The sequence below is a fragment of the Mesorhizobium sp. M0778 genome, from assembly GCF_040320105.1.
GTDB lineage: Bacteria > Pseudomonadota > Alphaproteobacteria > Rhizobiales > Rhizobiaceae > Mesorhizobium.
Map to the genome: position 1 here is coordinate 1 of NZ_JAMYPA010000003.1, position 23,296 is coordinate 23,296.

General features: G+C 62.8%; 26 protein-coding genes and 1 pseudogene. 8 read left to right on the forward strand and 19 right to left on the reverse strand.

The genetic code is table 11. From position 1 onward, the window contains the following. Positions 1–196: 196 nt before the first annotated feature. From NKI22_RS05580 to NKI22_RS05610, 7 genes are all read right to left on the reverse strand, one after another. Positions 197–688, reverse strand: a complete 492-nt coding sequence (locus tag NKI22_RS05580; RefSeq protein WP_023716855.1) for a F0F1 ATP synthase subunit B — start codon at positions 686–688, stop codon at positions 197–199. A gap of 10 nt (positions 689–698) precedes the next feature. Then, positions 699–1,280: a F0F1 ATP synthase subunit B gene (locus tag NKI22_RS05585; protein ID WP_352913992.1), complete on the reverse strand. Its 582-nt coding sequence runs from the start codon at positions 1,278–1,280 to the stop codon at positions 699–701. Between the two features lie 81 nt (positions 1,281–1,361). Then, on the reverse strand, positions 1,362–1,586 hold the full coding sequence (locus NKI22_RS05590) for a F0F1 ATP synthase subunit C (protein ID WP_006206606.1): 225 nt from the start codon (positions 1,584–1,586) through the stop codon (positions 1,362–1,364). A 67-nt stretch (positions 1,587–1,653) separates the two neighbouring features. Continuing rightward, positions 1,654–2,412, reverse strand: a complete 759-nt coding sequence (locus NKI22_RS05595) for a F0F1 ATP synthase subunit A (protein WP_023716853.1) — start codon at positions 2,410–2,412, stop codon at positions 1,654–1,656. 70 nt (positions 2,413–2,482) lie between these two features. Then, complete coding sequence (locus tag NKI22_RS05600; RefSeq protein WP_023716852.1) at positions 2,483–2,881, reverse strand: AtpZ/AtpI family protein; 399 nt, start codon at positions 2,879–2,881, stop codon at positions 2,483–2,485. Between the two features lie 255 nt (positions 2,882–3,136). Beyond that, positions 3,137–4,321: a cell wall hydrolase gene (locus NKI22_RS05605; protein WP_023716851.1), complete on the reverse strand. Its 1,185-nt coding sequence runs from the start codon at positions 4,319–4,321 to the stop codon at positions 3,137–3,139. A 107-nt stretch (positions 4,322–4,428) separates the two neighbouring features. Further along, a complete protein-coding gene (locus NKI22_RS05610; RefSeq protein ID WP_352913994.1) occupies positions 4,429–5,748 on the reverse strand; it encodes an MFS transporter in 1,320 nt (439 codons plus the stop codon). A 120-nt stretch (positions 5,749–5,868) separates the two neighbouring features. Between NKI22_RS05610 and NKI22_RS05615 the strand changes: the two genes are divergently transcribed. After that, on the forward strand, positions 5,869–6,786 hold the full coding sequence (locus NKI22_RS05615) for a LysR substrate-binding domain-containing protein (protein WP_352914097.1): 918 nt from the start codon (positions 5,869–5,871) through the stop codon (positions 6,784–6,786). Positions 6,787–6,800: 14 nt separating this feature from the next. Here the strand turns inward: NKI22_RS05615 and der are convergent, their stop codons facing one another. Further along, a complete protein-coding gene (der, locus tag NKI22_RS05620; protein WP_352913996.1) occupies positions 6,801–8,234 on the reverse strand; it encodes a ribosome biogenesis GTPase Der in 1,434 nt (477 codons plus the stop codon). A 59-nt stretch (positions 8,235–8,293) separates the two neighbouring features. Then, complete coding sequence (locus tag NKI22_RS05625) at positions 8,294–8,959, reverse strand: tetratricopeptide repeat protein (RefSeq protein ID WP_352548679.1); 666 nt, start codon at positions 8,957–8,959, stop codon at positions 8,294–8,296. A gap of 198 nt (positions 8,960–9,157) precedes the next feature. Here NKI22_RS05625 and NKI22_RS05630 point away from each other — a divergent pair, with 198 nt between their 5' ends. Further along, on the forward strand, positions 9,158–10,147 hold the full coding sequence (locus NKI22_RS05630; RefSeq protein ID WP_502897683.1) for a polysaccharide deacetylase family protein: 990 nt from the start codon (positions 9,158–9,160) through the stop codon (positions 10,145–10,147). A gap of 28 nt (positions 10,148–10,175) precedes the next feature. On the opposite strand, the gene sbmA is transcribed toward NKI22_RS05630, so the two are convergent. From sbmA to NKI22_RS05645, 3 genes are all read right to left on the reverse strand, one after another. Next, entirely contained in the window at positions 10,176–11,453 is a 1,278-nt protein-coding gene (gene sbmA / locus NKI22_RS05635) for a peptide antibiotic transporter SbmA (protein ID WP_023716846.1), read from the reverse strand. A 115-nt stretch (positions 11,454–11,568) separates the two neighbouring features. Next, a complete protein-coding gene (locus NKI22_RS05640; protein WP_352914000.1) occupies positions 11,569–12,723 on the reverse strand; it encodes a YbfB/YjiJ family MFS transporter in 1,155 nt (384 codons plus the stop codon). 111 nt (positions 12,724–12,834) lie between these two features. Continuing rightward, the gene (locus NKI22_RS05645) at positions 12,835–13,044 is read right to left on the reverse strand and encodes a hypothetical protein (RefSeq protein WP_352484072.1); all 210 of its coding nucleotides are present in this window, start codon (positions 13,042–13,044) and stop codon (positions 12,835–12,837) included. A 97-nt stretch (positions 13,045–13,141) separates the two neighbouring features. On the opposite strand from NKI22_RS05645, the gene NKI22_RS05650 reads away from it, so the two are divergent. Next, positions 13,142–14,056: a LysR substrate-binding domain-containing protein gene (locus tag NKI22_RS05650; RefSeq protein WP_352914002.1), complete on the forward strand. Its 915-nt coding sequence runs from the start codon at positions 13,142–13,144 to the stop codon at positions 14,054–14,056. Here the strand turns inward: NKI22_RS05650 and NKI22_RS05655 are convergent. The 3 genes and pseudogenes from NKI22_RS05655 to NKI22_RS05665 all read right to left on the reverse strand — a co-directional run bounded on the left by NKI22_RS05655 (position 14,053) and on the right by NKI22_RS05665 (position 16,204). Beyond that, a pseudogene (locus tag NKI22_RS05655) lies at positions 14,053–14,685 on the reverse strand (IS5 family transposase). The gene NKI22_RS05650 and the pseudogene NKI22_RS05655 overlap by 4 nt on opposite strands. 190 nt (positions 14,686–14,875) lie before the next feature. Then, complete coding sequence (locus NKI22_RS05660) at positions 14,876–15,718, reverse strand: SDR family oxidoreductase (RefSeq protein WP_352548684.1); 843 nt, start codon at positions 15,716–15,718, stop codon at positions 14,876–14,878. 102 nt (positions 15,719–15,820) lie between these two features. Further along, positions 15,821–16,204 (reverse strand): DUF1330 domain-containing protein, encoded by a 384-nt coding sequence (locus NKI22_RS05665; RefSeq protein ID WP_352484075.1) that lies wholly within the window; start codon positions 16,202–16,204, stop codon positions 15,821–15,823. Between the two features lie 152 nt (positions 16,205–16,356). Between NKI22_RS05665 and NKI22_RS05670 the strand changes: the two genes are divergently transcribed. From NKI22_RS05670 to NKI22_RS05680, 3 genes are all read left to right on the forward strand, one after another. Next, entirely contained in the window at positions 16,357–17,247 is an 891-nt protein-coding gene (locus tag NKI22_RS05670; RefSeq protein ID WP_352958286.1) for a LysR family transcriptional regulator, read from the forward strand. Between the two features lie 211 nt (positions 17,248–17,458). Then, a complete protein-coding gene (locus NKI22_RS05675; RefSeq protein ID WP_352914005.1) occupies positions 17,459–18,715 on the forward strand; it encodes an aminopeptidase in 1,257 nt (418 codons plus the stop codon). A gap of 57 nt (positions 18,716–18,772) precedes the next feature. Further along, complete coding sequence (locus tag NKI22_RS05680; RefSeq protein WP_023716841.1) at positions 18,773–19,129, forward strand: DUF488 domain-containing protein; 357 nt, start codon at positions 18,773–18,775, stop codon at positions 19,127–19,129. A gap of 201 nt (positions 19,130–19,330) precedes the next feature. Here the strand turns inward: NKI22_RS05680 and NKI22_RS05685 are convergent, their stop codons facing one another. Beyond that, a complete protein-coding gene (locus NKI22_RS05685) occupies positions 19,331–19,684 on the reverse strand; it encodes an ArsC family reductase (RefSeq protein ID WP_023716840.1) in 354 nt (117 codons plus the stop codon). 174 nt (positions 19,685–19,858) lie between these two features. Between NKI22_RS05685 and NKI22_RS05690 the strand changes: the two genes are divergently transcribed. Both NKI22_RS05690 and NKI22_RS05695 read left to right on the forward strand, forming a co-directional pair. Next, positions 19,859–20,209 carry an ArsR/SmtB family transcription factor gene (locus NKI22_RS05690; protein ID WP_031193345.1) on the forward strand — a complete coding sequence of 117 codons (351 nt, stop codon included), beginning with the start codon at positions 19,859–19,861 and terminating at the stop codon, positions 20,207–20,209. Positions 20,210–20,211: 2 nt separating this feature from the next. Further along, positions 20,212–20,691, forward strand: coding sequence for an SRPBCC family protein (locus NKI22_RS05695; RefSeq protein WP_352914100.1), 480 nt, complete (start codon positions 20,212–20,214; stop codon positions 20,689–20,691). Between the two features lie 17 nt (positions 20,692–20,708). Here NKI22_RS05695 and NKI22_RS05700 read toward each other — a convergent pair whose 3' ends face one another. From NKI22_RS05700 to NKI22_RS05710, 3 genes are all read right to left on the reverse strand, one after another. Further along, positions 20,709–21,344, reverse strand: a complete 636-nt coding sequence (locus NKI22_RS05700; protein WP_352484078.1) for a 2'-5' RNA ligase family protein — start codon at positions 21,342–21,344, stop codon at positions 20,709–20,711. A gap of 221 nt (positions 21,345–21,565) precedes the next feature. Beyond that, positions 21,566–22,651, reverse strand: a complete 1,086-nt coding sequence (locus NKI22_RS05705; protein WP_023716836.1) for an ABC transporter ATP-binding protein — start codon at positions 22,649–22,651, stop codon at positions 21,566–21,568. Continuing rightward, a complete protein-coding gene (locus NKI22_RS05710; protein WP_352914008.1) occupies positions 22,641–23,249 on the reverse strand; it encodes a cupin domain-containing protein in 609 nt (202 codons plus the stop codon). The genes NKI22_RS05705 and NKI22_RS05710 overlap by 11 nt, the downstream gene beginning before the upstream one ends. Positions 23,250–23,296 lie beyond the last annotated feature (47 nt).

Below are 23,296 nucleotides of genomic sequence, written 5' to 3' on the forward strand. Positions count from 1 at the left end.
GCCGCCGATGCTGCCAAAGTTCCCATCAGCCATCGCATCAAGAAATGCGCCTGGAACGACGACTATCTCATCAATGCCATCACTCATATGCGATAGCCCTGCCTTACAGGGGGAGATTTGCGCTCAGCCGCTTTCGCTAACAAAAAAGCCGCCAGGTTTCCCAGGCGGCCTTGGATGAATTTCTCGACGACGTCGCTTAATTCAGCTTCGACTTCAAATCCTGCAGCGAGGCGTTGAAAAGGTCGGCGCCGGCCTTGGCGTCGATCTTGCCGGCCAGCAGCGCGCGCGCGGCTTCGACCGCGATGTCGACGGCGCTGGCGCGCACTTCGCCGATCGCCTCGCGCTCGGCCTGGCCGATCTTCTGCTCTGCCAAGGCGGTACGCCGGGCGACATAATCCTCGGTCTTCTTGTGCGCCTCGGCGGCGAGCATGTCGGCTTCGCGCTTGGCGGCGGCGACGATGGCCGCGGCCTCCTGCTCGGCTTCCTTGCGCTTGCGCTGATATTGGCCGAGCAACTGCTGGGCCTCTTCGCGCAACCGGCGCGCTTCCTCGAGTTCGCTGCTGATCTTGTCGGCACGGGCATCGAGCGCCTTGGCGATCATGCCCGGCACCTTGATGTAGATGGCAATGCCGAGGAAGATTATGAGGGCAACGGTTGCCCAAAGCGTCGCGAGAGATGTGGCGTCCATGATGCGCTCCTCACCCGGCCACGGATTTGACCGCGGCCGCGATCTCGGCCTTGCTGGCCTTGCCGCCGACCAGCGCCTCGACGATGGCCGAAGCGGTGTCCTCGGCGATCGTGCCGACTTCCTTCATGGCATTGGCCTTGATGGAAGATATGCGCGCCTCGGCCTCGCCAAGCTTCTGGTCAAGCGCTGCCTCGATCGTCTTGCGGGCAGCCTCGGCTTCCGCCTTGGCCGCATCGTTGGCCTGCTGGCCGATCGCATTGGCCTTGCCCTTGGCTTCCGCCAATTCCTGCTCATAGGCGGCAACGGCGGCATCGGCCTCGCCTTTCAGCCGGGCAGCATGATCGAGATCCTGCGTGATGCGGTCGTTGCGCACGTCGATGATGCCGCCGACGCGCGGCATCACTATCCGCTTCAAGAAGAGGTAGAACAGCCCGAAAGTGATTGCCAGCCACAGCAGCTGTGACGGGTACGTCGCCGGATTGAATGGCGGGAACGTGCCGTGCGCCTCGGCAGGCACGCCGGTGGCGGCGTGCGTTTCGCCTTCCGTTGCGGCGGGCGCGGACTCTTGCGCAAAGGCAGATGTCACGAACATGGACTATCCCCGAAATTCAGACCCGCCGCAGGATCGCGGCCGGCCTGTTCAATTCTTCCCAATGTTCAGCCGAACAAGTATTCAGCCGAACAGGGCGAGAAGCGCGATGAGAAGCGAGAAAATACCCAGCGCTTCGGTCACGGCGAAGCCGAAAATCAGGCGGCCGAACTGGCCGTCGGCGGCCGACGGGTTGCGCAGCGCGCCCGCCAGATAGCTGCCGAATATGTTGCCGAGGCCAATGCCCGCGCCGCCCATGCCGAGGCATGCGATGCCGGCGCCGATGTACTTTGCTGCTTCTGCGTCCATTTGTTCAACTCCTTTGGATCTAAAATTCCGTTGCAAATTCGATCCGGCGGCAATGCCGGAAACCTTGTTAGTGCCCGGGATGCAGGGCGTCGTTGAGATACATGCAAGTCAGCACGGCAAAGACGTAGGCCTGCAGGAACGCGACCAGCAGCTCCAGCGCCGTCAGCGCCACGGCCATCGCCAGCGGCAGAACCGAGCCCGCCACGCCGACCGCGCCGAGCGCGCTCAGGCTGACGACAAAGCCCGAGAACACTTTCAGCGTGATGTGACCGGCAAGCATGTTGGCGAACAGACGAACCGAGAGGCTGACCGGACGCGAGACGAAGGAAATCACCTCGATCAGCACCACCAGCGGCAGCAGGTAGACCGGCACGCCATGCGGGACGAACAGCTTCAGGAAGCCAAAGCCGTGCTTGGTGAAGCCGTAGACGACGACCGTTCCGATCACCAGCGCAGCGAGGCCGAAGGTGACGATGATGTGGCTGGTGATGGTGAAGAAATATGGGAACAGGCCAAGCAGGTTGGCGACAAGCACGAACATGAACAGCGAGAACACGAAGGGGAAGAACTTCATGCCTTGCGTGCCCGCGGCGTCCCTCAGCATATTGCCGACAAATTCATAGGCCATTTCCGAGACCGACTGAAGGCGGCCGGGAACGAGGCTGCGGCTCGACGTGCTGAGGTAGAGAAACGCCGATGCAACAGCAACCGTCGCAAGCATAAACAGAGCCGAATTGGTGAAAGACAGGTCGTAGCCGCCGATGTGAATCGGAATGATCGGCTGAATCTGGAACTGGTGGATCGGATCGACCTTGTCAGCAGCCACTTTAAATCCCCATCGAAGCCGCAGACGGCTTGAGTATCCTGTTCAATGCGCCGGCATGCGGCGCCTCAATTCATTCTTTCGGATCGCGCGGTTTGTCGCCCGTTCCGAATTCCGACACAAGCCCGGCTGAACGCAGGACATTGAGCACGCCGGCGCCAAAACCCAGCAACAGCCCGACTATCAGACCCCATGGCGATGTCCCCGCCACGCGATCGATAAACCAGCCGAGAGCCGCGCCGACCACTATCCCGGCGATGAACTCGCTGGACAGCTTGAGCGCCTGGCCGTACCCGGCCACACTGCCCGCTTTCGCGTCGTCTTTCCCCTCGAGCCGGTCCGGCCGCCTTGTCGCAAGCGATGCTTCAAGGTCGCGCCGACGGCGCTCAAGATCGTCGTCGCGGATGTCGGCTTCATGCTGCTTGCCGCGGCCGGTTTTTCCGGTTCCGTCTGGCCCATTCTTGTCGGCCACGCAACCCCCCTGCCCGGTCAGACCGTCACCGTCCGTCCGCTTCTTAAAGTCGCCGGCAACATAGTTAGAGGGTCCGCGCCCGTCAAGCCACGAGCGGACGTTCAAGCTCAAGTATTTTTTCGTTATAAATCAGCTACTTGCTTGGGTGCGACATCGTGCCCGACGCGGTCTCTGGCGGGCTGCGGCCGAATCCCCACGACGACGGGTCTTCGATCGGCCGCTCTCCCGCGAAAGATGCAAGGGCTGCCCGAGCACTCAGCTCCAGCCGCCGCCATAGGTGCGGTAGAAGATATGCAGGCCGATCCTGGTCATTTTCTTCATCGTCCTCGCCCAGCCCGGATGGACGTAGTTGGCGTAATAATGGGTCGACGAGCCGACTTCCGGAATGAATATCTTGCCGGCTGTGACGGCCATGGCGACATCCTGGGCGGTCTTGTAGGCGGCGGGATTGTCGATGCGCTTCTTCCTGCCGTCGCAGGCGAAGGAAAACTGGCAGCGGTTGAACCAGTTGTCGTTCTGGTAGACGACGCCGCAGATCGAGTTCGGATAGGCCGGGTTGCGGACGCGGTTGAGGATAACCTGGGCGACGGCGGCCTGGCCGCGCACGGATTCGCCGCGCGCCTCGAAATAGATGCCGTTGGCGAGACAGGCCTGCTCCGGTTTGGAAAAGACGCTCGCCGGCAGCGGCGTCTGCATCCAAGAATGATCGCCCTTGCTCAGCGGTGGAATGAAGCGGCCATCGTTCGGGTCCTCGTCCTGCAGCAAGGCCTCGAAAGGCGATGCCTTGGCATAGTCGGGAGCCGACGAGGCATAGGCGGTTGCCAGCACGTCGGGATGATCGTTGTTGACCAGCGCGGCAAGCATCGCCGGCACGCCGGGATCCGGCTTCTTGTCGACGCGCGTGTGGAAGGCGGCGGCGATCTGGATTTCCTTGCCTTTGATCTCGGGCTTGGCGAAAGCCATCCTCAGGCCGCTGTCCATGCTTGGGCGGAGCAGTGAGGAGGTGCGCTCGAAGATCGAGCCGGCGTTGAAGTTCTTCGGCGGCGAGACGGGCGAGACCTGGATGATGCGGCCCTTCTTGTCGGCACGCGTGATACGGTTCTCGTCCGGCGTCGTGCCGGCGATGCCGCCCTTGCCGCGAAACGAGACGGAGCCGATGCCGGGCAGTTGGACGCCGGAGCCGGAGAGCGAGCCGGTGCTGCTGGAATCGAGGAAGGGCATTTCGGCGGCGTGAACGGAGCCGGCGACGGACTTCTCGACATAGGCGTTCCAGCGGACGCTCGGCGCCTCAAGGCCGGAGACCAGGCTTGTCATGTCCTGATAGGCAGCGACCGTCGGAAAGCCGATCCAGATGCCAAGGCCAATAATAAACGGAGACAGGAAGGAACGTTTTTTGTCACCGGCGGCGGCGACAAGCCGCGTCAAAACACGTCGATGCACGGAACTCTCCAGAAACGCAACGGACCCCACTGGAGAGCTACAATGATGCATTAACCTTGATGGGGCGTTAACAGCTTAGAACGTTGTTTTCCCATCTCATGTCGAAGTCAGGCGCTTTTGCGGCCATCGCTTGACGGAAGAAAGATCGGCCAGGCGATCAGTGCGCAAATAGCCGCACCCAGCCAGACGCCTGCCCACGAGCAGAGCACGAGAAGTCCGGGAATGGCGATCGGCACCAGGAAGAAGGCAATAAAGACCAGGCTGTTGGCGAGGCCGAGCGCCGTTCCGGCCTGGCTCGCGCCGGCCAGCGTCGCAAGCTCGGTGTAGGCGACGCCATGCCAGGAGGAGACGCAAATGCCGGCCACGACCAGCATCGCGACGATCGCCGGCGACAGCATCGGCACTTGGCCTGACAAGAATTGGGCCGCCAACAAGACGAGCGCCGCAAGCACGGTGAAGGCGATCAGGCTCAACAGGCTGCACAGACGCAGAAACGACCGGCGGTTGCCGTGACGGTCGGTGTAGCGGCCGCTCCAGACGCGCATGACCATGGCGCCGACCTGCACGGTGGCGAGGCTGGCGCTGATCACGGCTGTTCCCATGCCGGCGAAATCATGCAGGAAGACGGAAGCAAAGGTGAGCACCGCCACCTGCGGAAAGCACAGCAGGCCGATGGCTGTTGCGATGCGCCAGACGGCCGGGTTGCGCAGCGGCGCCGGGCCGGCCGGCAATGCCGTGCTGCTCGAATTGGTATCGTCATGCACCGGTGGCTGATGCAGCCAGCGCCAGGCGAGAGAGGTCGAGACGGCGGATGCAGCCGCCAGAAGTCCGAAGACCGCCGTGAAGCCATGGGCCGAAGCGAGCGACGGCAGCACGAGCGCGCCAAGCCCGCCGCCAAGCGGCACCGCTGTCTGCCTGATGCTCATGGCAAAGCCGCGCTCGCCTTCGCCGAACCAGGCCATGATGGCACGGCCGCTGGAGCCGTTGACGCTGCCGCCGAGCAATCCGGTGACCAGCAGGGCAGCGGCGAGAAGCGCGATGCCAGGAATGTGGGCCGGTGACGGCACGATCAGCGCGGCCATGACAAGCAGCCAAACCGCGGTTGCGCCGAGCCCGGTCAGCAGCACGCGGCGGTCGCCCCAGCGATCGGTCAGCAGTCCCCACGGCAATTCGCTCAGCGCTACGCCCAGGCCGAGAAGACCAAGCGCCATGCCGAGTTCGCCATTGGAGAGATGATAGCCCGAGCGCAGGAACACCGCCGTCGCCGGAATGCCGGAGAAGGTCGCGGAAAAGCAGGCATTGGCGGCGACGCCGATGCCCAGCACCTTCCAGCGATGATTGGCTCGAAGTGCCGCCGCTTCCGACGGGGCGGCAACGGCGCCTGGGCGAAACGGTTTGCAATCTGGTCCTGTGGCGACAGCAGACATGGTTCAGCTCCTGCATGGGCTGGTTGCGTTCGGTCTTGACGCGCTGTCTCTATCGCCATAGCTTCGTCCTGAATATCAGGAAGTTTTTGACGTAATGTCCCAAATACCAGGATTATTGCCATCCGACGCGTGACATTCCATCTCGACGTCCTGCGCAGCTTCGTCACCGGTATGGAGTTGGGCAGCTTCGCCAAGGCCGCCGACCGGCTCGGCCGCTCGACCTCGGCAATCAGCGCACAATTGAAGAAACTGGAGGAGCAGGCGGCGACGCCGATCTTCCGAAAGTCGGGGCGCAGCCTGGCGCTGACCGAGGCAGGCGAGACCATGCTGGGCTATGCGCGGCGGCTGATCGAGCTCAACGACGAGGCCGCGTCCGCCATCCACGACGTCGAGCTGGAGGGCTGGGTGCGGCTTGGATTGCAGGAGGATTTCGGCGAGGCGGTCCTGCCGGAGGTGCTCGGGCGCTTCGCCCGCGCCCATCCCAAGGTCAAGATCGAAGCCAGGATCGCACGCAGCCACGAGCTTGCCGAACGGATCATTTCGGGCAGCCTGGATATCGCGCTTGCCTGGCACAATGGCGCGACGCTGCCTTACAGCCGGCATGTCGCCGACGTCCAGATGCGCTGGATCGGCCCGACAAAACCGATCGAGATCAGCCTGCGCGATAGCGAGCCATTGCCGCTGGTGGCGCTTGAGGCGCCGTGCCTGCTGCGCAGCGTGGCGACCGAAACGCTCGACCGCGCCGGCCTGTCATGGCGGATGGCGTTCTCCAGCCCGAGCCTTGGCGGCATCTGGGCGGCCGTTGCCGCCGGGCTCGGACTGACGATCCGCACCGATATCGGCCTGCCGGCCACCGTCAGGGCGATGACGCCGGAGATCGCCGGACTGCCCGCCTTGCCCAAGATGGCGCTGTTCCTGCACCGCAAGGAGGCCGAGCCCGACCCGGTGGCGGCGCGGCTTGGCGACATCCTGCTGCAGGCGGCGCTGGAAGCGTTGCCGCAGACGCAAACAGCGCCTGTCCTGCGCAACGTGGCGTAGAGGAGAAGTGGCGCTCAGTGGCGCTTCTTTGCCTTGCTGGCGAACGGGTTGTCCGAGGTGCGCAAGGCGATGCGGATCGGCACGCCGGGCATGTCGAAAGCCTCGCGCAGGCTGTTCGAGAGATAGCGGACGTAGGATTGCGGCATCGCATCCGGCCGTGAGCAGGAGACGACGAAGCCCGGCGGCCGCGTCTTGGCCTGCGTGACATATTTGATCTTCAGCCGACGCCCGGCGACGGCGGGCGGCGGATGATGCGCCAGGATGCCTTCCAGCCAGCGGTTGAGCTTGCCGGTCGACACACGGCTGTTCCAAACTCGATGCGTCCTGATGACGCCATCCATCAGCTTGTCGAGGCCACGCCCGGTCTCGGCCGACACCGGCACCGCCTGCATGCCGCGCGCCTGCGGCAGCAGCCGCTCGGTTTTTTCGCGCAGCTCGGCCAGCAACTCCTGGGGATGGTCGATAAGGTCCCATTTGTTGAAGGCGATCACCGGGGCACGGCCCTCGCGGATGATCAGGTCGGCGATCTGCAGATCCTGCTTCTCGAAGGGAATGGTGGCGTCGAGCACGATGATGACGATCTCGGCAAACCGGATGGCGCGCAAGCCGTCCTGCACCGACATCACTTCGAGCTTTTCGTGGATCCTGGCCTTGCGGCGCATGCCGGCGGTGTCGAACAATTTTAAGCGGCGCCCATGCCAGTCCCAGTCGACCGAGATGGAATCGCGGGTGATGCCGGCCTCGGGGCCGGTCAACAGCCGTTCCTCGCCGATCAGCGCGTTGATCAGCGTCGACTTGCCGGCGTTGGGACGGCCGACGACGGCGATGCGCATCGGCTTGGTGTCGTCATAGCTCGGCTCTGCGTCCGGGTCGGTGATGTCCTCGCCGATCAGCACCTCGCTGGCGGCGACCTCATCCTCGCCGGCCTCTTCGTCCTCGCCGAAGGCGCGCGCCTCGCCAAGTGCCGCGATCACCGCGTCGCGCAGATCGGGCAGGCCCTGGCCGTGTTCGGCCGAGACCGGGATCGGTTCGCCAAGGCCGAGCTCCCAGGCCTCCAGCATGCCGCCCTGGGCGCCGCGCGCCTCGGCCTTGTTGGCAACGACGACAACCGGCTTGCCGGACTTGCGCACGATCTCGGCGAACGTCTTGTCGTCGGGCATCAGCCCGGACTTGGCATCGATCGTAAAAAAGATCAGGTCGGCCTCGCGGATGGCGATCTCGGTCTGGGCGCGCATGCGGCCGGGCAGCGTCGAGGCGGCCGCATCCTCGAAGCCGGCGGTGTCGATGACGTCGAAATGCAGATCGTAGAGTTTTGCGGCATGGACGCGTCGATCGCGGGTGACGCCCGGCGTATCGTCGACAAGCGCCAGCTTCCTTCCCACCAGCCGATTGAAAAGGGTCGATTTGCCGACGTTAGGCCGGCCGATGATGGCGACTTTGAAGGTCATCCGGCCCTGCTATGCATGTCGTTGCCCCAAAACCGCTGTGCACTTTTGGGCGACATGCATTACGATACACCGCCCGAGCCGCGGATCAGCTCCGACATCAACGTCGCCCGCTCGCGCGTGTTGCGCGGGGCGCCGTCGTCCGCGGCGATCTGGTCGAACAGCTTCAATGCATCCGCCGCCTTGCCTTCCTTCCAGGCGGCAAGGCCAAGCGCCTCGCGCGCCGTATGGCGCAGCGTGTTGGTGTCGGCGGTCAGCGCCTCGACGCGGCTGGAGACATCGGCGAAAGAGCCATGGTCGACCAGAAGCAGCGCTGCCCTGAGCCGCGCCATGTCGCGAATGCCGGAGGGGATCTTGGTGTCGGCGGCGACCTCGTCGAAATCCTTGACGGCGGCGTCGACGTCGCCCTTGTCCGCCTTGACGGTTGCCGCACGCATGCGGGCGAGCAGCGGATAGGCGCCGTAGCCGTCCTTCTCAAGCCCCTCCAGAGCGGCAAGCGCCTCGTCGTTCTTGCCCTCATTGGCAAGCTTTAGCGCTTGCGAGAAGGCATCCCCCGAGCGGTTGGCGCGGGTCTCGTCCCAATAGCGGTAGCCGACGACAGCAGCGGTGCCGAGCACCACCAGCACGGCCAGCACAAGCACGGCGGGACCGAAACGGTCCCACAGCGCATGCGCCTGATCGCGACGAATCTCTTCGTTGACTTCGCGGATAAAACTGTCGTCCGACATGGATCAAAACCATTCATGCCCCGGCCGGGGCGGTTGATGAGCCCGCGTTTTAGCGAAATTTCGCCGGCATGGAAGGGGTTCGGCAGGAAAATCGCCCATTCACGAGGCAACCACCGCCAACGGCGGCCGCGCAGGTCGATCGTACCCGTGCCATATTTCACCGGTAGGCGGTGCTTCTACATTCCTCAATCCGGTCAGATGCCTTTGTCCCGTTTGTCCCGCGTTGTTGCGTTTTCGATTGCTACCGGCGCGGCTTTTGCCGACCCGCCGGCGGCGCCGGCAAAACCGAAGCAGATCGTCATCATCTCGTTCGACAGCGCCCGCGACATTTCGCAGTGGCAGCGCAGCCGGGCATTGGCCGCACGCACAGGCGCGCATTTCACCTATTTCGTCTCGTGCGTGTTCCTGCTGTCGCCCGAGACACGCAAGCAATACACCGCGCCCGGCAAGACAGAAGGCAAATCGAATATCGGCTTTGCCGCTTCCAAACAGGAAGTCGCCGAGCGGCTCGAGCAGATCAACCTCGCCGCCAGGGAAGGCCACGACATCGGCAGCCATGGCTGCGGCCATTTCGACGGCAAGGACTGGAGCAAAGCCGACTGGCTGAGCGAGTTCGGCTCGTTCAAGCACATTCTCCAAAACGCCTATTCGATCAACGGCATCGCGCCCGAACCAACGGGCTGGCGCGATTTCGCAGGCAAGGCAGTGGTCGGCTTCCGCGCGCCTTATCTGTCGGCAAACAAGGCGCTCTACGAGGCGCTGCCCGCGGCCGGTTTCCTGCTCGACGCAAGCGGCGTTTCGCGCGGGCCGGTCGAGCCGCCGACCGTCAACGGCATCACGCGCTTTTCGCTGCCGCAGATCCCGGAAGGGCCGAGCTCAAGGCGCGTGATCGCCATGGATTACAATCTCTATGTCAGACATTCCGGCGGCTTCGAGCGGCCGAGCATGGCAGAAGAGTTCGCTGACCGGACCTATCACGCGTTCCGCGCCGCCTTCGATGCGCAATACCAGGACAAGCGCATTCCGCTTGAGCTCGGCTTCCACTTCACGCTGATGAATGACGGCGCCTACTGGAATGCGCTGGAACGCTTTGCCGGCGAGGTCTGCGTCAAAGCGGACGTCGAGTGCATCAGTTTTCACGATTATGTCGCGCGGCGAGGCGAAAAGCAGGCGGCGGTGGGCGGCTGAGCCGCCCAGCGCCCTCCACCCGATTTTCTTAGCTTGCTGGCTGATCCTCAGGGCGCAGGCCAGCTTGCTCCCGTTCCAGATAGTGCTGATCGATTACCGGCAGCGGTGCCCCTTCAAGGGTCGCTTCGAACGCGCGCAGACGTTTGTAGATAGAAATCAACTCGACGATAGTAGGCCAGGAATTGACGAGATACTGGAACGAACTGGCGACTTGGGAAAAGGCGGAGACGACCTGCTGAAAAATGCCGAAGCTTATCTTGCCTACAGCGAGAGTCGGAACAAGAATAAGTGTGGCGAAAACATTGTCTACCTGGAGATAGAGATACCTGACCATGTCGAAGTAGACATAATGAGCGTAGAGGGTGAAATAGTTCTTCCGAACATTCGCGAACAGCTCAGCTAGGGTTGGCGGTTGCGCTCTTGCCATATCGTCCTCACCAAGGACAAGTTCCTTGCGCAGAGCGGCTTCAACCCGTTGATTCCGAAATTCCAGGCCAGGAAGCTTGACCCCGACCACGGCCAACAACCCAGTGCCGAACAACGACCACACGATTGCGGCGATGACCAGTGGATAGGGAATCGCTCCGACGATGGGAAGGGTTGGGACATGACGAGACAGAGCTGCCAGCAAGGGCAGGAATGCGATGAGGGTCATAACGGAATCGATGAAGTTCACTCCCAGCCCTTGCATTGTGCTCGAGAAGCGCATCGTGTCGTCCTGAACGCGCTGCGACGCCCCTTCGATATGACGTAGCCTCGGCCAATAGGCGGTAAAATAGTCGTTCATGGCCGTCCGCCAGCGGAAGACATAGTGCCTGACGAAGAAGACGTTCAAAACCGCGATGGTCATATAGACCAGCGCCAAAGAGAGGAACTGCCACACTCCGTAGTAAAGCTCGGCAGGCGTGACAGAGCCGGGCGTGGTCAGGGCCCTCTGCACCATGTCGTAGAACATGCCACGCCAATCGTTCAGCGCCACACTTATCTGGACGATGAAATTAGTGACAAAAACAACCAAACCAGAACCAAGGATCGACCAATTCTGCCAGGGATGGGGGGCGTACAGCGCCCAAAAAAGGTAAAATATGCCGATACCAGCGAAGAAATATCCGTAGAACCAGAGGAATGACGGCGTCAGGAATCTCACTGGGCTTATGACAGGCGCTGCCTGCGGATCGACTGGCGGCATGCCAAGCATCGTGCCGAGGTGTTCGCCGCCGAAAAACCAAAGAACAACGAGCAGAAGGCTCCAGACGGCCGCCGAGGTGAAAAACAGCTTCGGCTGCGGAAAAAACGATACAAACACTGTGGGAAAATCCTCGGTCGATGCGCAAATCAGCGGGTTCAGCGGGCATAAAGTCACACATTAGTGGGAAAGAAAATGCCCGCTACCCGACGCCCGGTGCCGAGCAAGACCATAATCATGGCGATTTTGGCGCAGCCGACCAGGCGATCGCGCCGGAGGCTAGCAGGACGGCGGCGGCCACGATCGAGGCAAGGAAAAAGTTACCCGAGGCCTGCGCAAGCAGCCCGGCGACGATCGGGCCGATGATCTGGCCAAGGCCGAAGGCGGCCGTCATTACCGCCAGCATCCGGCGTGGTGCTTGCGGAGCAAGCTGCCTGCCGGCCTGCAGGCCAAGCGCGGTGATGGCAATGAAGGTGCCGCCGACAAGAAGGCCGCCGAGCAGCGGCCCGGTGCACCCGCCCATGACGACACTGGCGCTGACGCCGACCACCTCGACCAGGCACCCCAAGGCGTAGGTGGCATAGAGCCCGATTTTAGCCGCGAGCTTCTGCCACAGCCAGACCGAGGGAAAACCGGCAAGTCCGGTGACCATCCAGACCACAGTCTCGAAGACGCGGCTGCCGCCGCCCTGGCGGACGATGGCGACCAAGAACGTTGCCGTGACGATGTAGCCGAAGCCGAACAGGCCGTAGGCGACGATGATCTTCACCAGCGACTGGTGTGTCGGCAATGCCGGCTCGCTCCCGGTGGTGCTGTTCGCGGCCGAGGTGCCGCCGGCCAGCAAGGCGACGGCGGCAAAGCCGCAGGCTGAAATCACCGCCGACCACAGCCAGCCCGCAGCCCAGCCGGCATGTTCGGTGACGAGGACTGCCAACAGCGCCGAAGACGCCGCGATGCCGAGGCCGACTCCGCCGAAATACAGCGCCTGCAGGTCGCTTCGCCCGGCTGCGGCGAGATGACCGAAAACGATGCTGGTCATGAAGACCAGCACGAAAGCGCTGGCGAGGCCAGCAAGAAAGCGGATGAGGAGAAAGGCGGGCATCGTGCCGGTCAGGCCCATCAGCCCGGCGAGGATCGCAGTGGCGGCAAGGCCGGCCAGCATCAGGTGGCGCTCGCGGCCTTGCGCCCAGCCGTCGGTGGCGGCAAGCGCGCCGACGAGGTAGCCGAGATAATTGGCCGATGCGATCCAGCCGGCATCGGCCGGCGACAGGCCGAGCTCTTCCATCATTCCGGGCAGGATCGGCGTATAGACGAAGCGGCCGATGCCCATGGCGACGGCCAGGGCGATCATGCCGGCGATTGCCAGGCGCAAGGGCGAAGCGATGTTCATCGCGGTGCACCATAGGTGCGCCTGCCGGTGAGACAATCCGCCTTTTATTGGGCCAGAAGTGTTCGCGGCCGCGTCGGCGGCTGGCTCACCTGAGTGCTTCGTTCAGGAGACTCAGTCGCAGCAGGTCCTTGTCGAGGCCGTCTCATAATGAGTGCGACGCGCGGTCAGCCTGAACGGCATGTCGGCGAGTTCGCGCTCCGACATGGTATCGAGGAGCGGATGCGCCAACGGATCGGTCACCCGATTGATGGCCTGGCTGTCATGCCGGTGTGGCTGCATTCCAATCGGAGAAAAGGCGCCGAGCCATGATAAAATCTTCATCGGATTTGCCTCCTCACTCTGAGTAACCCACCTAGAATCCGGCATTCGGCAGCGCTTGGCAATTGAGGTTTCAGCCGTACGAGTTTAGAGAAACTGTATGGCTATGCTGAACCGTGTCCATCTCAACGGCCTGCGCGCCGTCGAAGCCGTCGCCCGCCTGGGCTCGCTTGCAGCGGCGGCCGGCGAGCTCAACGTCTCGGTCAGCGCCGTCAGCCAGCAGATCAACCGGACCGAAAAGCAGCTCGGCCGGACGCTGTTCGAACGAACGCCAGCTGGCCTCGTGGCGACCGAATTCGGTGCCATCTTCACAACGCGGCTCAGCGCAGGCTTTCGCGAACTTGCGCAGGCGATGGCGCTTGCCGATGAAAGCTCGGAGTGCACGCTGGTGGTTTCGGTGGCGCCGGCTTTCGCCTCGAAATGGCTGCTGCCGCGGCTGTCGCGGCATTTCGCCCGCCATCCGAACGTGCTCCTGCGCATCGATGCCTCGGTGCGGCTTGCCGATCTCGATCGCTCGGACATCGACGTCGCCATCCGGCTCGGCGACGGCAAATGGCCGGGCGGGCGGGCAGAATTGCTGCTGGCGCAGGAGGTGTTTCCGGTCTGTGCACCGGTGATCGCCAGCAAGCTGAAATCGATCGAGGACCTTGCTTTGACCTGTGCGATCACCGACGAAAGATCGATGATCAGCTGGGGGAGCTGGTTCGAAGCGGCGGGGGTGGAGCCGGTCACCTTCATGAAGGGCGCGCGCTTCACCGATCCGATGCTGTGCCTGGAATCGGCGATTGCCGGTCACGGCGTCATGCTCGGCTGGCAGTTGCTGGCCGCCGACGCACTGGCCGACGGCCGGCTCGTCGCGCCGTTCGGCGTACGCGCGCAGAGCGGCCTCGGCTATTGGCTGGTGACTTCGGCCAGCAAGGGCGAAAGCCGCAAGGTCAGGGATTTCAAGACCTGGATGCGCGAAGAGATCGAGGCGACGATGGCGCAGTTCAGATCGCTCGAGAGGGCCAGCTAGGACGTAGACTCATTACCGCGTAGCCAGATGCGGATTGCGACGAGTTTGAGCGCGGTAAGATAGTTCTCAGCCAGCTTGTCGTAGCGGGTTGCGATGCGGCGGAATTGCTTCGCTTTGTTGAAGAAGCGCTCAACTAAGTTGCGGGCCTTATACAAGAAGGGGCTGAAGCAGATCGGGTCCTTGCGGTTGGCCTTGGGCGGGATGTTGGCCCATGCTTTTCGCTCGCTGACCGCATTGCGCAAGGCGTCGGCATCATAGCCCTTGTCGGCGAGTAGCATGGCACCCTCCGGCAAATCCGTGATCAGGTCCGCGGCCGAGGTAATGTCACTCATCTGACCTGCCGTGAGCATCAGTTTGATCGGCATGCCTTTGGCGTCGACAAGAGCATGGATTTTGGTTGTCAGCCCGCCTCGGGAACGACCGAGACAATGATCTCGATCCCCCTTTTTTGCCGTCGCGCCCTGCTGATGGACGCGAACAATAGAGGTGTCGATCATCTGCACCTTGCCGTCATGGACTTTGGTGATAGCACGCGCCGATCATCGACACGCGGCACACCTCGTGGCCTTTTTGGGCAAAAGTGGCTTGATCACGTGCCATTCGAAGTCGGTCAGGTCATATCGGCTCATGCAGAGTCTGGAATCAGATTCCCCTGCAATAGGAAAGCCGCCAGTCGACAATCGACCTCTTAGCGGACGTATTTGATCAATTCACAGGTGGTCTTGGGAGTGCCGCAGCCACGAAGTCTTGACCTCGGAATTGCAGTGCCAATGGTGTTCAGCCACCAGCACGGCAAGTCCGGACGTTCCGCAGGGGTCGTTAGTTGCGGCCGTTGTCGTCGATGGCGAGGGAACTCGACAGCTCGCGATAGGTATCGATCTGCTGCTGCAGAATGGCAATCTTCTGCTCTGCCGTGGCAATGGCATCGGCACCGGCAAGGAAACGGTGGGGCAGCACGTCCCCAGCCGCGAGCGTGATCAGGGCGCGCGCAAGCTTGGCGGGGTCACCCCCTTGCTTGCCGTTTTGAGAACGCCAGAAAGCGATCTGCGCCGTCCGCCGCTCATGGTAGTCCTCGACGGAAGGCGCGGCATAGTTGGTCGACTCTTCCGTGAGAAGCTCGGTGCGGAAGAAGCCGGGGTTCACGATCATCGTCTCGATGCCGAACGGCACGACTTCGGTCTGCAGCGCCTCCATCCAGCCGTCGAGGCCGAACTTCGAGGCTGAATAGGCCGAGCAGAACTCGAAACCCATCAGCCCGGCCGTCGAGGAGATCGAAATGACCCTGCCGGACCGCTGGTTGCGCATCGCTGGCAGAAAGGCCCGCGTCACCTTCATGGGACCGACGAGGCTGGTGCTGAGCTGCAGTTGCATCTGTTCGGCGGTCAACTCTTCGAAGTACCCGGCAAAGAAACTCGCCGCATTGTTGACCAGCACGTCGATGCGGCCAAACCGGTCAAGCGTTGCCTGGGCAGCGGCTTCGGCGTCGGCCGCGCTCGTCACGTCCAGCTTGACGATAAGGAGGTTCTCGGACTTTCCGACGGCCCTTGCGACCTTTTCCGTGTTGCGGCCGGTTGCCACCACCTTGTGGCCCGCCGCCAACGCGGCCTTGGCGATATCCAGACCGAGGCCCCGGCCTGCGCCGGTGATGAACCAAACACTCATATTGGGCTCCTGTTGTCTAGGCCGCAGCTCGGCCTCGAATTCGGACGGATGGCCAGCATGGGCTGACGTCCCATGCTGGTACCCATCCGCTAGCGGACTGCATCACTGCGGAAGGCCGGCGCCTTCGGTGATGATGCGAAATCCTTCGGTCGACTTGGTAAAAAACTGCCGGGCCGCCGTGTATCCCGGCGAGTTGTAGTAGCGCTTGGCGTCAGCAAGGCTCGGGAACTCGGCGATGGCGATCACCGATCTCGAGCTTCCTTCGATGGCAGTGACATTAGGATTGTAGACGATCACGCGGCCGCCATACTGGGTGACGAGCGGCGAGGCGGCTTCGATGTACTGCTGAAACACCGCCTGATCCTTGATGTCATAGCTGCCGATCATGTAGGCGCGGGGGACGGCGCCCGTCGCTTCCTGAGCAAAGGCGGCCGGGCTCACGATCATGGTGAGAGCGGTGAGCGCGCCCACGATTACCTTCTTCATTTTGTTCTCCTTCAGTGGGCCAGTTGGACGGTAGGCATTGCGCGGAGAGTTGCTCCGGTTGACCGTCTGGCCTTGATGTCAGGAAGTTAGCTCCTTTAGCGGCATGCAATTAGATGGTATAATTTGCATGAGCTTAGAAGGGGGATTGATGAATGCGTCGCGACAGCCTGGATGACTTCCTGACCTTCATCGCCGTCGCCCGCGAGCGCAGCTTCACCAAGGCGGCCGCCATGCTCGGCGTGTCGCAGTCGGCTCTGAGCTATTCGATCCGGACGATGGAAGAGCGCCTCGGCGTTAGGCTGCTGACCCGCACGACCCGCAGCGTCTCGCTAACCGAAGCGGGGGATCGCCTGTTTCGAAGCATCGCTCCCAAGTTAGATGAGATCGCAAGCGAGATTGCCGCCCTCAGCGCCCTGCGCGACAAGCCGGCCGGCACAGTCCGGATCACCACCGTGGAGCATGCCGGCGAGACCATCATCTGGCCCGCCATGGTCGGGCTCATGCGCGACTATCCCGACATCAGGGTCGAGATTATCCACGACTACGGCTTGGCAGACATTGCGGCCGATCGCTTCGATGCGGGTGTACGGCTTAGCGAACAGGTGGACAAGGACATGATCTCGGCGCGCGTTGGGCCAGACTTCCGCATGGCGGTTGTGGTAGCGCCTTCATACTTCGCAAGCCGCTCCCGTCCGGTCACGCCTGAAGACCTTGCCGATCATGCGTGCATACCCCTGCGACTGCCCACAGGCGGCTGTGCACCGTGGGAGTTTCGCAAGGAGGGGCGGGAGTTGAAGGTGCGCGTTCAAGGACACGCCGCGTTCAACACCCTCGCGATGATCTGTCAGGCCAGCCTTGAAGGATTCGGGCTCGCCTATCTGCCCGAGGATCTGGTGACCTACCCACTCGAACAGGGTCGCCTGGTGCGTGTTCTTGAGGACTGGTGCCCCCTTCGGCCGGGATATCACCTGTATTATCCAAGCCGGCGCCAACACTCGCCGGCTTTCGCACTCGTGCTGGAAACGCTGCGCTACCGCGACTGAGTGCGGTTGAAATAAGGGTCGTCAGACCTCGACGACCATGGCACCTATCCAAGCCGCCCAGTACAGGAAGTCCGGAGCGTCCGTTTCCCACCGATCCCAGTCTTCCCCAATTTATGAGTTCACGGCCTAGGGCTGCCGGCGTCATCAGAGTGGAAAGGTCGGTAGCGCCGGTCTATGTAAGACACAGTCCCCAATCACGGCAGGCAGGATCATGACCACACATTCGCGCGGCGTTTCCGCAACCATCGACCCGGTAAAGCTCGACAGGCTGGCGGAGGTCGCCGTCAAGGTCGGGCTGCAATTGCAGCCGGGGCAGGATCTGGTGCTGACCTCGTCTATCGCCGCGCTGCCTCTGACGCGGCGGATCGTCGAGCACGCCTACAAGGCAGGTGCGGGCCTGGTGACGCCGATCTTCAACGATGACGAGATCACGCTGGCGCGCTTCCGCTACGGCGCCGACGCCGGCTTCGACCGCGCCGCCGGCTGGCTCTTTGAAGGCATGGCAAAAGCCTTCGCCAATAATGCGGCGAGGCTTGCCGTGCGCGGCGAGGATCCGTCGCTGCTTTCTTCTCAGGACCCGGCAAAGGTGGCGCGTGCCAACAAGGCGAATTCGATGGCTTACCAGCCGGCGCTGGAGAAGATCACCGGCTTCGATATCAACTGGAACATCGTCGCCTATCCCGATCAGGCCTGGGCCAAGCAGGTTTTCCCGGACGACGCCGAAGACGTCGCCGTGGCCAAGCTAGCCGACGCCATCTTTGCGGCCTCGCGGGTGGACGTCGAAGACCCGATCGGCAACTGGACGGCGCACAATGCGGCGTTGAAGACCCGCACCGAATGGCTGAACGGCCACAATTTCCACGCACTGCATTTCACCGGCCCCGGCACCGACCTGACCGTCGGACTGGCCGAAGGCCACGAGTGGATGGGTGGTGCCTCGACCGCCAAGAACGGCATCACCTGCAACCCCAACATCCCGACCGAAGAGGTTTTCACCACGCCGCATGCAAGGCGCGTCGAGGGTCATGTCACCAGCACCAAGCCGCTGTCCTACCAGGGCACGCTGATCGACGGCATTGCGGTGCGTTTCGAGGCGGGGCGCATTGTCGAGGCCAAGGCCACGAAGGGCGAGGATGTGCTGCAAAAGGTGCTGGACACCGACGAAGGCTCGCGCCGTCTCGGCGAGGTGGCGCTGGTGCCGCATTCCTCGCCGATCGCCAAGAGCGGGCTGCTGTTTTTCAACACGCTGTTCGACGAGAACGCCGCCTGCCACATTGCGCTCGGCCAGTGCTACTCGAAGTGCTTCGTCGACGGCGCCTCGCTCAGCCAGGACGAGATCGCGGCGCGCGGCGGCAACAAGAGTTTCATCCACATCGACTGGATGATCGGCTCCGACAAGATCGACATAGACGGCATCCACAAGGACGGCAGCCGCGTGCCGGTGATGCGCAAGGGCGAGTGGGTTTAGGCCCGGGATCGCTAAGCGAAGGCCAGCAAGCATCGGCGCCTGCTGGCCCATGCGGAGTTGGCAATGGAGCTCGCGGTCAAGCGCATCTATGAGCCGCCGGCGCCCGATGACGGGCAGCGGGTGCTCGTCGATCGCATATGGCCGCGCGGCATCGCCAAGCAGGACGCGGCGCTGACGGCCTGGCTAAAGGACATCGCGCCAAGCGACGCGTTGCGCAAATGGTTCGGCCATGAGCCGGCGCGCTGGGCGGAGTTCCAGCGGCGATACCGCGATGAGCTCGAACGGAACGGCGAGGCGGTGGCGGAACTGCGCGCCTTGCTCCGTGAAGGCAAGGTGACGCTGCTCTACGGCGCCCATGACGAGGCGCACAACAATGCGGTGGCACTGGCTAGCTATTTGCGTGAGAACAATTAGTCACGCCGGCGGGACAGCACCCCTCTCTGTCCTGCCGGACATCTCCCCCTCGTGGGCCCCCAAGGGGGGGAGATTGGCAGCTTCGCCGAAAGCGCCCTTCTTTGGAGACTAGCGAACGCCGAAGTGACATCCAATCACCCCACTAGAGTGGGAGATGTCCGGCAGGACAGAGGGGGCGCGACGGATCGCGGCGGGTCGGTCCTATTTCCCACTCACCGCCTGCTGATAAACATCAGGCTTGAAGCCAACGAGAACCCTGTCGCCAAGTTCCAGCACCGGTCGCTTTATCATCGTCGGTTTGGCCAGCATCAGCGCCTTGGCCTTGTTCTCGTCCAGACCCAGTCTGTCCTCCTCCGACAGTTCGCGAAACGTCGTGCTCGCCTTGTTGAGCAGGATTTCCCAGCCGACCTTGCCTGACCAGCCGTTCAGCCGATCCGCGTCAAGCCCGTCTGCCCTGTAATCGTGAAAGCGATAGGCAACATCATGGCTCGCCAGCCAGGAACGCGCCTTCTTGACCGTATCGCAATTGGTGATGCCGTACATGGTGATCGTCAAAACGCTTCCTCGGATCGGTCGAATCTGATGGCACCCTAAAACCGTGCCTCTCACTTTTCCAGCTGCCTTGCCAGGCATCCGTGATTTTTGCGCTTGCCAATAGTAAGGAATTTTCCTAACTATTGTCCCGAGCTAATTTTGGTCACGCGGAATGGCCGAGGCAAGGAAATGACCATGACGAGCCTGCAGACCGAAAGCCCCCCACCGATCGACGGCATTTTCCGTGCGCTCGCCGATCCGACCCGGCGGCGCGTGGTCGAGCGGCTGAACCGAAGCCCCGCCTCGGTCAGCGAGCTTGCCCAGCCGTTCGAGATGGCCCTGCCATCCTTCATCGAGCATCTCAGGGTTTTGGAAGGCTGCGGGCTGGTGCGTTCGGAGAAGGCCGGCCGCGTCAGGACCTACCGGCTTGCGCCGGAGCCGCTGAAGCTCGCGGAAAGCTGGCTGGCCGAGCAGCGTGAGCTGTGGGAGCGCCGTCTCGACCAGTTCGACGACTACGTGCTGAAACTCAAGGAGACAGACAGATGAATATGGTCGCGTTTTTTCAACCCGATCCGAAGCTCGACCTCGTGCTCGAACGGACGATCGAGGCGCCACGAGAACTGCTGTGGACGGCCTTGACGAAGCCCCAGCATGTCCGCCAATGGTTCACGCCGAAGCCGTGGATCATCACCGATTGCGAGATCGACCTGCGGCCCGGCGGTCTGTTCCGCACCCGCATGCAGTCGCCCGACGGCAAGGAGGTCAACGACAGGCGTTGCTGCTACCTCGAGATCGTCCAGAACGAGCGGCTGGTGTGGACCGATGCGCTGCTGCCCGGCTACCGGCCGTCAGGCGACCCATTCATCACAGCCGTCATATCGCTGCAATCGCAGGGCGAGGCGACGCGCTACACCGCGACCGCTATCCACCGCGACGAAGCCACGCGCAACAGCCACGAGGAGATGGGCTTTTACGACGGCTGGGGCACGGTGGCGGATCAGTTGGCGGGCTACGTCAAGACGATCTGAGGGGACCCTGGCTTGGCTCACATTGCGGCCACGGAATCGTCGTGGCCGTTCAACCGCCAGCGCCCGAGCTCTTCGTACCGGCCTTGCCGGATCAGACTGCGGATGAGCACAAAGTCACGTACGGTCCAGCTGATGGGTTCGATCGCCCGTTCTCGAACCCTTTGAACCCGCAATTTGTCACGAAGCAATGTAACATGAGGTTCAAAGGAGCTCCCCACAAAGGGCTTCAGCGGGCTGTCGGCGATCAGGGCGGTAAGATTGCGCCAGAACGCTTGCAGCGGCGGGACGCCGTCGCTGCCACGCAGCACCAACGCACCGCCGCCGAAAGCCGACAACCGATCGAACGACACCTCAAACGGTTTCGCCTGGACCATCGAGGCGACGTGGCGGGCGATTTTGACCAATTCCTCCGGCAGTCCATCATAGTCGCCGAGCCCAATAAGCGAGATGTGCAGGCGTTCCGCCGGAAACACTTGCCCTCGCAATCCCGATTCTCGCCGCCAGACGGCGGCCCGGCGTGCAAGCGGCACGGCGATCGTACTTTCAAGAAGAATGGCGAAGAACAGCCGGTCATTCCAGCGCCGATCCAGCTCCTGCCAGTTGAACACGGCTTGGCCGTTTTCGGTGATCCTGAATGCGGGCAGCTCATTCATGTTCATTGCTCCTCTCAAAGCCATTCCCGCCCAGCCAAGCAGAATAGAACAAAAAGGGAACAAATCAAACGAAAATGATACGAGCGCCGGTACTGGCAGCACCAACGCTCGCAACCACATTTCGGTCGGCCGTATGTTGATGGCTCAGGCGCCGTCGCCGATGATGCCCTTGATCTCGAGGAAATCGTGGATCGCCCGGTCGGCGTATTCGCGGCCGTTGCCTAGCTGGACAGCATAGGGCAGTTGGCGCCACGGCGCAGGCTGATATGCGCCACGTCGCCGACGCTGAATTGAAAACCCTCCGCCCGGCGCGGCGCGTCGATCACCACCTGTGTCCCCTGCCCCAGCTCCGCATGAAGGCGCAAGGTGCGGCCGTGGAAGACGATGCTGTTCACCCGCACCGGTACAGTGCCGGCCGCCGCTTCGGTCGTCGCCAAAAAATCCTCTGGACGCACGCCGATGGTGCGCACCGTGCCCTCGCCAGGCAGTTCGCCCGTCTCCGAAACCGCTTCCAGCGGCAGGGCGCCGGCGGCGAACCGCAAGCGCTCGCCGTCACGGCCGACGAAGCGCGACTGCAGAAGGTTCATCGTGCCGATGAAGCTGGCAACGAATTTGGTGGCGGGCCGGTCGTAGAGGGTCGCCGGCGGCGCAATCTGCTCGATGCGGCCTTTGTTCATGACGACGATGCGATCAGAGATCGACAGCGCCTCGGTCTGGTCGTGCGTGACCATGACGAAAGTGGTGCCGAGGCGCGACTGCAGTCGCTTCAATTCGACCTGCATCTGTTCGCGCAGATGCGCATCGAGCGCCGATAACGGCTCGTCGAGCAGCAGCACGCGCGGTTCGCAGACGATGGCGCGGGCAAGCGCGACGCGCTGGCGCTGGCCACCCGACAATTCGGACACGCGGGCGCCGAGCTTTTCAGCAAGGCCGACCATGTCGAGCGCTGCGCCGACGCGCTTTGCCTGTTCGGCACCGGAGAGCTTGCGCAGCGACAAGCCGAAGCCGACATTTTCGGCGACGTTCATGTGCGGGAACAGCGCGTAGTCCTGGAATACGGTATTGACCGGACGGTCGAAGGGCCTGAGCGCACTGATGTCGCGGCCTTCGAGCAGAACCTTGCCGCTCGACGGGCTTTCGAAGCCGGCGATGACCCGCAGGCTGGTGGTCTTGCCGCAGCCGGATGGTCCGAGCAGGGTCAGGAACTCGCCGCGCGAAATATCGAGATCGACGGCATCGAGCCCGACGATGCTGCCGGGGAATATCTTGGAGACCTTGTCCAGCCGGACGAGTGGATCAGGTGCCATTGCGAACCTCGGACGGCTTGGTCGTGTTGACCCACAGGATCTGGCAGCGCTCGCTGCCCGGATTGCGGAAAGCATGCAGCAAGGTGCTCTTGAAGGCGAAGCTGTCGCCGGCCTTCAGGCCGTATCTGGTCGAATCGACCACCAGCTCGACCTCGCCCGAAAGGACGAACCCGAATTCATGGCCGGCATGGGCGTAGGCTTCGGCGGTGCCGCCACCGGCCTCCACCGTCACCAGCATGCCGGTCAGCGCAGCAGCCGGCGGCGACAGCAGCGACTTGGCGATGCCTTCCGACTTGACCGGGATCTGACGCCGGCTGTTGGCGCGCACACAATAAAGATCGTTGCCGGCGTCGTTGCCGTCGGCGATCAGCGCGGACGGCTCGATGTCGAGGGCGGCGGCGAGCGGCCAGATCACTCGGACCCGCAATGACGACATGCCGCGCTCGATCTGGCTCAGCGCTCCGATCGAGACGCCGGCTTTGGCTGCAAGTTCGGCCAGCGAGAGATTACGCTCCAGCCTGAGCGCCCGCACGCGCCGGCCGACCCTGACGTCGGCGTCGTCCTTCGGCTTCTCAGCCGCTTCGTCCAGCATGTCCATCCATTCGTCCTTTTTGCCAATGCTTTCCCTTCCCCTTGCGGGAGAAG